This is a genomic window from Marinobacter sp. C1S70 (genome assembly GCF_000475355.1).
GTDB lineage: Bacteria > Pseudomonadota > Gammaproteobacteria > Pseudomonadales > Oleiphilaceae > Marinobacter > Marinobacter nauticus.
This window is the reverse complement of sequence record NZ_AXBW01000063.1, coordinates 1-8,777: the sequence shown is the minus strand read 5'-3', so window position 1 is coordinate 8,777 and position 8,777 is coordinate 1. Positions and strand designations below refer to the sequence as shown.

Annotated in this window: 9 protein-coding genes; 3 read left to right on the top strand and 6 right to left on the bottom strand. The window is 53.4% G+C overall.

All coding sequences use genetic code 11. From position 1 onward, the window contains the following. A partial coding sequence (locus tag Q669_RS15060) for a 5'-nucleotidase (RefSeq protein WP_022992920.1) occupies positions 1–665 on the top strand: 665 nt, incomplete at its 5' end. A 41-nt stretch (positions 666–706) separates the two neighbouring features. Here the strand turns inward: Q669_RS15060 and Q669_RS19580 are convergent. The 5 genes from Q669_RS19580 to Q669_RS15040 all read right to left on the bottom strand — a co-directional run bounded on the left by Q669_RS19580 (position 707) and on the right by Q669_RS15040 (position 5,901). Next, entirely contained in the window at positions 707–889 is a 183-nt protein-coding gene (locus tag Q669_RS19580) for a hypothetical protein (RefSeq protein ID WP_227501123.1), read from the bottom strand. Positions 890–965: 76 nt separating this feature from the next. After that, a complete protein-coding gene (locus tag Q669_RS19750) occupies positions 966–1,865 on the bottom strand; it encodes an opioid growth factor receptor-related protein (RefSeq protein WP_022992918.1) in 900 nt (299 codons plus the stop codon). 69 nt (positions 1,866–1,934) lie between these two features. Then, complete coding sequence (locus tag Q669_RS19130; RefSeq protein ID WP_022992917.1) at positions 1,935–4,046, bottom strand: AAA family ATPase; 2,112 nt, start codon at positions 4,044–4,046, stop codon at positions 1,935–1,937. A 65-nt stretch (positions 4,047–4,111) separates the two neighbouring features. Beyond that, a complete protein-coding gene (locus Q669_RS15045; RefSeq protein ID WP_022992916.1) occupies positions 4,112–4,897 on the bottom strand; it encodes a DUF3883 domain-containing protein in 786 nt (261 codons plus the stop codon). Then, positions 4,894–5,901 carry a helix-turn-helix transcriptional regulator gene (locus Q669_RS15040; RefSeq protein WP_022992915.1) on the bottom strand — a complete coding sequence of 336 codons (1,008 nt, stop codon included), beginning with the start codon at positions 5,899–5,901 and terminating at the stop codon, positions 4,894–4,896. Before Q669_RS15040 ends, Q669_RS15045 begins: the two co-directional genes overlap by 4 nt. 510 nt (positions 5,902–6,411) lie before the next feature. Here Q669_RS15040 and Q669_RS15030 point away from each other — a divergent pair. After that, positions 6,412–6,768, top strand: a complete 357-nt coding sequence (locus tag Q669_RS15030; RefSeq protein ID WP_022992913.1) for a hypothetical protein — start codon at positions 6,412–6,414, stop codon at positions 6,766–6,768. A 236-nt stretch (positions 6,769–7,004) separates the two neighbouring features. Here the strand turns inward: Q669_RS15030 and Q669_RS15020 are convergent, their stop codons facing one another. After that, on the bottom strand, positions 7,005–7,670 hold the full coding sequence (locus Q669_RS15020; RefSeq protein ID WP_022992911.1) for an SOS response-associated peptidase: 666 nt from the start codon (positions 7,668–7,670) through the stop codon (positions 7,005–7,007). A gap of 473 nt (positions 7,671–8,143) precedes the next feature. Here Q669_RS15020 and Q669_RS19650 point away from each other — a divergent pair, with 473 nt between their 5' ends. Then, positions 8,144–8,632, top strand: coding sequence for a PcfJ domain-containing protein (locus Q669_RS19650; RefSeq protein WP_160170567.1), 489 nt, complete (start codon positions 8,144–8,146; stop codon positions 8,630–8,632). Positions 8,633–8,777 lie beyond the last annotated feature (145 nt).

The window sequence follows — 8,777 nt, the reverse complement described above, 5'->3', positions numbered from 1 at the left end:
AACCTTGGTCTGGAATACGCAACCACGGCCTGGATATAACCCGTGCTGCCTTTCTCGAGGGCAAGTCACCCTACCCCTACATTCCCGCCTTCAACGCTTCGCTGTTCTTGTCAGCTAACGAGAATGACGTTTTGCAGGCCATCGACTACGGACACCCTGCCGGCACAGTATTGCCAAGTCAGGTGGTGGACGATGAAGGCGATACAGAGCTGAGGATTGCTTTCGACTTCGACGGTGTGATTGCGGATGATGCATCGGAAAAGGTCTATAAATCTGGCTCTCTGGAAGAGTTCCAGGAACACGAAACCTCCCGCTCCCACATTCCCCACAGCCCAGGCCCGTTGGCTGACTTATTCCGGAAGCTCTCCCATCTCCAGAAGCTGGAAGATAAAGCGGTAGAGGCCAACCCGAGTTATCAGCGTGTTGTCAGAACCGGCATTGTCACCGCCCGCAATGCCCCTTCCCACGAACGGGTGATCACGACTCTGGAGCACTGGGGCGTAGATGCCAATGAGGTGTTCTTCCTGGGTGGTATGAAGAAGGACAGGATACTGAGTGTGCTAAAGCCGCATATGTTCTTTGATGATCAGCGATCCCACTTGGAATCTGAAGCGGGCAATGTACCGATGGTACATATTCCGTTTGGGGTGGCTAATATGGGCTGATTCAGGTGCGCACGCCTTGGCGCACCTGAATTGATAGGGTCTCAGAACCGGAATTCGGGGCCAACGGAGAATACGTTGATATCCGCTTCGCCGGTCTCGTCTTCATCGCCGACATTCAGCAGAAGATCCCAGTCTGCGCGCAAACGCAGCTGCTCGGAAACCTGGTAGCTCATGCCAAGGCCTGTTCGAAACGCAACGCCGCTATCATCGTCGCTTTCGGAAATGGACAGGAAGCCGTTGCTTGCCTCGACTCAATAATTAATACAGTCGTGTTCCACAAACCGATTCGAGCTCACGAGGTTACTTTGTAGCGCTGCGCCAGTATCCGAGGGAGGTTTCATTTACGTAGCCCTGAGTATGCCCAAGAGTTATGAACGCCGCCTGAACCGCCCTCGCCAATTCAGGCTGATGGCAGTAGTGCAGGCTCCGGATGATGCGGGTAATCCGAAGGTGATTATGGCCACCCGCTTTCAACCAGATATGGTCCCTGGGGTTTAGGCCCGGCAGGGCCTCTATCACACCATTCCGGCGCACAAGACCATAGAAAGCGAGCATTCGATCCAGGGCCTTTCTCTGTTGCTGCCTTAGATCGCTATCGCATTTGAAAACGTCGCAATCTTCTTGGGTTAGTACCGGCGCCATCGGATTGGCTCGACTGGCTTCCGGGATGGGAAACAGCCACTGCACGAAATCGTGGGTGTGCTCCAGCCAGAAGTCATCAAAGGCGAGGATGTCATCGATCGTTCGGCCCTGGTGGTCCCGGCCCTCGCCGCGCATGAACTGAATCAGGCGACTCGCCTCCGGCTTGGTAGTTTCGGCGATACTGATGAGGTTGTGTTCAGACCAGAGTTCCGCCGATGTCTCATCAAAACAGACCAGCCAATAGCTATTATTTTCGCTAGTGAAGCTTCCGAATTCGGATAATGGCTGCTCGAGAATCAGGGGCTCTGTCACGTCGAAATATTGGGCATTCCCCAGCATTCGACGCTGCACTTTCCGGGCATCTGGATTGTCATTCGGCAATGCCCTAAGTTGTTCAGACAGCGCGTCCCAACGCGCTTCAGAGTATAGAATAATGGCAGGCCAGTCCGGTGATGCAGTTGCTACCAACTTGCCTGTCATAAGGCGATTCAACTCTGGCGACAGAACGGCAAGCTCTGCCTTGTTCAGCGTCGCCGCTTTCTGCCAGTTAATGGTCATTGAGTTTATTGGATAGGCGCAGCCTACTTTCCAGACTGGTTTTGGCGTTCTAATCACTTGCGCTCTCCTCTACTGGACAAAGCCGATGGGCTGGCTGAGCAGGCCCTCAGTTTGCTGGCGTTGTTCCTCTTTCAGGGCATCGAGCAATCGACCTGTACGTGGCCGGAATCCTCGCAGCCGGAGGTTCTGAACGGCAGCTCGCATAACGCCCGGTGTGAGATGGTCCAGTTCGGCCAGCTCTGACGGTGTCAGGTTGTTGGTCTTGTCCGAGTCCACAACGCAGGCTGCAAGTATGGCCTTCACCTGCTCCGGGGTCAGGTAGCCAAATTCCACTTTCATCTGGAAGCGGCGAAGGATGGCTTTGTCAAAACTGTCGAATCGATTGGTGGTAGCGAGGAAAACGCCTTCGAAGCGCTCCAGGCGAACCATGAATTCGTTGACAGCACTGATCTCCCAGCTGCGGTGTGCCATATTGCGGCTATAGAGAAAGGTGTCTGCTTCATCCAGCAGCAACACCGCACTGCTACGCTCCGCTTTGTCAAACATCTCGGCAATGTTCTTTTCGGTCTGGCCAACATACATGCCCAGCAGATCACTGCCCGATTGCAGCATCAAGGGTTTGTTCAGGCGCTTGGCAAGTTCCTGGGCATAAGCGGTTTTACCGGCACCGGGCGGGCCATACAGGCGGATTCGGGCGCCGCCTTCCTCACGAACGAAACGCTCTACGTTCCAAAGTGTCGGTTTGGTGTTGATCCACTCGGCCCGGAATTCGGGAAAATCGGACTTCTGAGCTTTGGGCAGAATACGGCCCGGCATCCGCTTCCCCATCACTTCCAGCCGCTGCCGGACCATGGTCTCCAGGCGATGCTGGTTACGCATAACCTGGCGTTGCGGAAGATAGCGGCCTACCTCGGCCAGATTTCTCGCGAGAGCGGGCGTCATCCAGGGTTTCCTGGCTACTTCCGATACCCAGGCCGGAGCAACAGGTAACTCAGAAAGCGTTTGTTTCAGCTTATCGGCTTGGCGATCACCACCTGTGCCCTCGATCTCAACAATGAAATCAAACCTCCTCAGAAACGCAGCGTCGACGGCACTGATGTTGTTGCTGATCCAGATCACCGGGGCGCGATTCTCCTCCAGCATCTGGTTGAACCAGCCTTTGGCGAGCTGATCGGATTTTCGGAAAGCGTCTTCCATTTCATCGAACATCAGAATGGCGCCTAGCCGATCTTCCAGAAACATCTGGGCCATCTTGGCAGCGTCCAGACGAACACGGCCGGTCATGGCGCCAGAGTGGCTGTCTTTGGTGGGCACTTCATACAGCGGAGCACCCAGTTTTTCCGCCAGGGCCCTGGCCAATTGGGTTTTCCCTGTGCCGGGCTTGCCGTAGAGCAGAATGTTTTTGCCACGAGATTTGTTATTGAGAGCATCCTGCAGGTAATCCTGCATCAGCTGAAGATCAGGAATACCCCTGAAGTCGGCGATGGAATGCAGTGCCGCTGGTCCCGGCGGGCAGATGTGCTTGAACAGCATCTGTTCGATGTCTTCTGTGGCGCCTGCGTCACATTGCTCAGAGGTGGCCACCACCAGCTGACTCAGGAGCGGCCCGGCCTCTACCAGATCCCAGATATCGCTGTTCTGGTTCGGTTCCTCCAACAGGCGAATTTGGCAAAGCATGGCGTCCTGATCTAACGCCGCGGCAATGGTTCTCCCGGATTCTCGCATCGCCCTGGCCAGAGCACTAACAGAGTTTCCAAATTCATTAATCTCCAGATCCCGCATGACTTCCTTAGCCTTCGGGTGATTGAGGAGAAGGATGGCGAAGATCAACAGTTTGACCTCAACCACGCTCGGCTTCAGCTCCTTGATCAGGTTGGCCAGCAGAGGCTCAAAGGACAGTTCCGGCTTGCCTTTCAGGCTTTGAGTAAGCTGCTTTTCGCGCTTACGTACTGCCTCCAGGAAAACCGCTGCACTTACCTCACTCTCATCTCTTGTCGGCAGCTTCAGCCCGAGGAAAACGTCCGGCTCGTCCATGCCAACGAGACGGAATTCCTTTTTATACCCGGTGATGAGGAACAACCGGCAGAGGTAGATTTGCAGTAGCTTCAGCTCGTCTTTGGATGAGGATGCAGGATAGTCCGGCTCGTGGGCTTCATTGATGAGTTCTTTCCATAACAGCATAGCGGGCCTCCAGAATATCTTGTGATATTGTGGAGAACTCCTGCGACAAGCAGCGTCGCAGGAATTTAATCAGCTTTGAGCTCACACCTGTAGATAGTCGGCTTTATATCGAAACTATTCGATATCTCCGAAGGTGAATACCTATATATTTTTGGATTAGTATCTGCTTCGGTCACGACCATCAACTCCCATCCGGGCATGACTTGGGAAGCTCGATATTCGTTTGCTGAGAGAAAGAAGGTAGGTGTAACAGAGGATGTCCCTTTGACCTCTATCCGTCGAACTTCATCCTTTGACTTAGCCAATAAATCGAATCCAAGGTTTTTGGTTTCAACGGATTCAACATCGTAACCTGTTTCGCGTTTGGTCAGTGTGCCAATAACGTACTTAATGGCAGCTACTTCAATCACTTTCCGTCGCTCGGCATCTTGGACATAGCCGGCCGCGAAAAATCCAGTAGACTCTTCCTCGGTGTTCTCGCCAACTAAAAACAGAACTCCGCTCAACTCGCCGCTACGACCTTTCCTGTAGCTCTCTACCTCGCTGGGATCTGTCTCAAATTTTTGGGCTTTATAGTGGCCCAACAGAGCCCACTGATTTGTAGCAAGTTTGAGATACACCGGAAGAAACGCATTTGCAGCAACCATCTTCTTGGATAAGCTCTCGAGTCTTGGTCCCTTTCCTACAAGTATCCGATTTGGTGCCTCTGGATTCAGATCAAGTCTAATGGCCATGCCTGTAACATTTCCGTCACGGGTTCTTATAAAGCAGTCTCCACCACCCAAAATCTGTGCCAGTTGTTCCGTCGTGACTTTGCTGATTGAGCTCTGGTCGTTTTCGAAAATGCTCATGAGTTATTCCCACCTCTTACTCTGTTAAGGCCCCGCGAAAGCGTGTTCTCAATGTCTAGTTTCAACCACTCAGGCTCCAGAATATCGCAATGAATCGCCTGCGCCGTCAGCCACCACCGCAAATCCTGCGTGTCGCCCACGGTAACGGCAATCTCGAACGTTGAGTCATCAATCTCATTGGTGATCTGGTCAAACCCCAAGGGTGATTCAATCAGATGGTTCAAAGCCGGTTTGTCACAACGTAACTTCAGGTACACAGGTTCATCGGACTTGAGAATGCCCATAGCGCCTGAACGAATGTACAAATCCAGATCGAAATCCTCTGGTCGATCCGATGGTTCCTCTACCAACTCACCTGTAGTGGCCCGATGCAGAACCAGTTGGCGCGTGCCTTCCCTGCCCTCGATGGTGCCAATCAGATACACATTCGGATCCCGGAAAATCAGTCCAAACGGGTGTACCACGATCTCCTCAGGCTCGGCCCATTTACGAGCCTGGTAGGTCAGCTTGCACTTGTACTCTCGTAACAGGGCTTCGGTAACGGTTTCCAGAACATCCGCATCAATAGCCGGCCGTTCACCCCCCAGCCCGCGGTTGATGACACGCACTCTGTTTGGCCACTGGCCCAGAGGATTCTTTTCCCGGAGCAAGGTGCGATGGGCTTCATCGAAATGGGGTTTCAGGTGCGACAACGCCCGTGGCGGCAACATCGGTGAGAGGTAGGCTCTGGCCAGCTCAAACGTTAACGCGGCAGGCAGGTCGAGTGCCGGGATAATATCCATCGTCGCATTACGATCGAAAGACCACCGGTACGGTCGGGATTCCTCATCCACGATTAACGGAAAGTCCAGGCTCAGTTTCTCCAGATCCCGCTGTATTGATCGCATGGTGACTCGGAAACCATGATCATCAAGGCGCTCTGCAAGTTCACTCGTGGTGATGGCCTTCGGGAAACGAGGCACCATTCTAAGCATGGTGAGGTAACGGACCGCGGTATTGGACATAAAAAATCCCTTTCTTTTAAGTGGCCTTGACGCTGGCGACGTTATTTGTCGCTTTAGAATGCTAGATTTTCATTGCCGTGAAGTAAAGCCGCTAACAGAGAAACAACGGAGGATCACCAACCCTGAATAATCAACGCTTTCCTGAGCTATTCATCGAACATGGTTTCACCACCTCATCCTACTGTTTCGAAGACACGATGCTTGGATTTCATCACGAGATCTACAATGCGCTTATCCACGACAATCCGGTGTTCAATTCCAACTCCCGAATCTACCAGCAACCGGAATCTCCTGAAGCGCTTATTCGCTGCGAACTGATAACCTCTGAAGATCTGGATAGAGCTGCCTCCTATTTCTACCAAGTGTGGTATGCCGAACTCCGCTACGAAAATCCCGTGCTCGAGATTCTGGACCTCAGTAGACGACGCACAGATGCTGCTATCCATGCCCTGACTATCAGTGCGCATAACGCCATGACATTTCTTTTCACCATCCAGCGAGGTATTTCACATGAATCGATATAAAGCTGAACAAGCCCGAGCCCACCGAGAAGCTCGCCTTGGTAAAACGCCAGCCGAAATCCAAGCTTTGGATCAGGTCGACGCGCTCAATATCCGAATCCGGGAGCTCGCACACAAGATTCACGCGGACCGGTTTCCGGAAGAATACGACCATTACTATGACTCTATTGCTGATGCCAAAGACCGCAGCCGCGGTATCAACCCGATGTCCCAAGAGTACATTGATAAGGTAAATACCAGACGACAGGAACTTGGGGTAACGCCCTTAGCTGAAAACGGAATGCCGGTTTCCAACGAGACCTGGGAAATTGCTTTGCGTGAAGCGGAGAATCAGCTGACGCGCTGACTATCAAAAGGGAGGAAGGAGTACTATGAATATTGTGGTTTTCGCATTTCTCTGCGTTATGTGGGTATCCGTTTCCTTACTGTGTATCAGCTATTTCAACGATGCGGTCGATGGGTGGGAGGAGTGGGAAAGCTGCCCAGCATGGTTCAGAGTATTCATCGTCTTAATTTCCCCAATTGGTTTCATCCGGTGGTGGGTTCGTTAAGCCCGGATCATTTGTTAAAGGTTCTCCCACCTCAATCTGCCGGAATCACTTCAACCTCACCTGCCGGTTCTAACCACTTGGTGCTTCGCACCGGTTCGCATACCAACGGAGCTGAAATATGCGTTCTCATCAGCCCCTGGAATGCATCCGTTTCGTGAAACTCTGGATCCAGCCAGAGATCAAACTCCTCCGGGCGCAGCACCAATGGAATGCTCTTGGGGTGGATGTGACTAAACTTCGGGTGCGGTGGCAGCGTGATGACAGTGAACGAGTTCACCTGCTCATCGCCAAAATGCCAAGATTGCCATAGTCCCGCGAGCGCCGTGGCCTCGTGTTCCGGGTGAATGTTGTAAACCTGCTTGCCCTTCCATTCATGAAATGCGCTGACCGGCACAATGCAGCGTTTGAACGGATAAACTTTCCTCCACAGCGGGCTGCTGGTCAGGCGATCACTGCGGGCGTTGAAGGTATGGAACTTGGGGTTAGGCCGGAAGCCATAATCATTTGGATTTTGCTCGATCAGCAGTGACCAGATGCCCGGCAACAGGTACCGGTCATCGGCCGCCTCGATGACGAATTCACCGATCCCACCTGGCGGAACGTTGTGTTGAGGTCTTGGTGCGACACCGGGCAAACCCAGCTGTTCCATCAGCGTTTTAACTTCAGGTGAGTCTGTTACGTTGTACCGTCCGCACATAGCTTCATCCTTGGCCGTTATTTTTGAGGCAGTGTAGTCAAAGTATTACGGCTTAGGCCTCGGGCCAGTTCCTGGAGCCGCCGGGGTTACCCCTGTTTACGCTGGAAGATGATGCGGGTCGGCGTCTTTGCGATGCGCTGCCGGAGTCTGTCTCTGCGGTTGCCGCTTTAATGCCGGCTATGGACTTTGAGCTGGCGCAGGCTTGTGCGACCTCCGAGGCGGCGCGTGAACTAGCCAACGATGCTCCCCTGCTCTTCATCCTGGCGGTCGACCATGCACGAAAACAGTCGTGGTCGCTCGAAGCGTTTAACGCTTTCTTAGCCGGTAAGCGCTCTGACATCCTCAAAGCCGTTGGGCTTCCAGGCAGCAGATCCCTGGTTCGATTAGTCCGTCGACTGGCCTTATCGCCTCTATTACCCTGGGAGCTGGAAGATATTCGCGCCGCACTTCAGAATTCGGAGTACTTAGCCTTGATGCGGCACCATCCTCAGCTCCATGTAAGCCACCTTCGTTTACTGAATCGCGTTCGACAACCGTTATGGCCCGGATTGCTGAATCTGGTGGACGAACACACCTCCGCAGTGGAATTGTCCTGGCTGTGCCGGATGATTCGGGACACCTTGGCCATGGCCGGCCGGAATGAGCAGGTTCTTGCCGGCATCCATTCCAGAGAAGCTCTTCAGGCCCAGCACGACCGCCTGGTTGAACGGTTCAACAGGGCAAACAGCCGAAACTCCGAAGAGAAGCGCCAAGACCTGGCGAAAGAGCTTTCTGAGGAACACGGCGACTACCCGAAACCGCCCCTCGCCCCAATCGAAGGGATAGAGCCTTTGCGCTCCTGGCTGGAGCTTCTGGAAGAAGGGGCAACCATGCGGCACTGCGTGGGCAGCTATGATGTTCCAGTTGCCCTCGGGGAAGTGTTCATCTACCGGATGATCCACCCGGAGCGTTTAACCATCTAGCTTGAGTGTCACAACAAGACGTGGGTGCTTGGCGAGGTTCGTGGGGTGTGTAATTCCAGCCCTTCGGAAGGTACTCTGGATTGGGTTCGGCGGTGGGTGAATACTGATCGCAAAAGTTAGAAAACACCTGAATCAGTGACTTCGC

Coding starts and splice junctions, on each gene's coding strand:
- Q669_RS19130 (WP_022992917.1), bottom strand. CDS start 4,046: ATGCTGTTATGGAAAGAACTCATCAATGAAGCCCACGAGCCGGACTAT.
- Q669_RS19650 (WP_160170567.1), top strand. CDS start 8,144: ATGCGGCACCATCCTCAGCTCCATGTAAGCCACCTTCGTTTACTGAAT.
- Q669_RS15030 (WP_022992913.1), top strand. CDS start 6,412: ATGAATCGATATAAAGCTGAACAAGCCCGAGCCCACCGAGAAGCTCGC.
- Q669_RS15040 (WP_022992915.1), bottom strand. CDS start 5,901: ATGTCCAATACCGCGGTCCGTTACCTCACCATGCTTAGAATGGTGCCT.
- Q669_RS15045 (WP_022992916.1), bottom strand. CDS start 4,897: ATGAGCATTTTCGAAAACGACCAGAGCTCAATCAGCAAAGTCACGACG.
- Q669_RS15020 (WP_022992911.1), bottom strand. CDS start 7,670: ATGTGCGGACGGTACAACGTAACAGACTCACCTGAAGTTAAAACGCTG.
- Q669_RS19750 (WP_022992918.1), bottom strand. CDS start 1,865: ATGACCATTAACTGGCAGAAAGCGGCGACGCTGAACAAGGCAGAGCTT.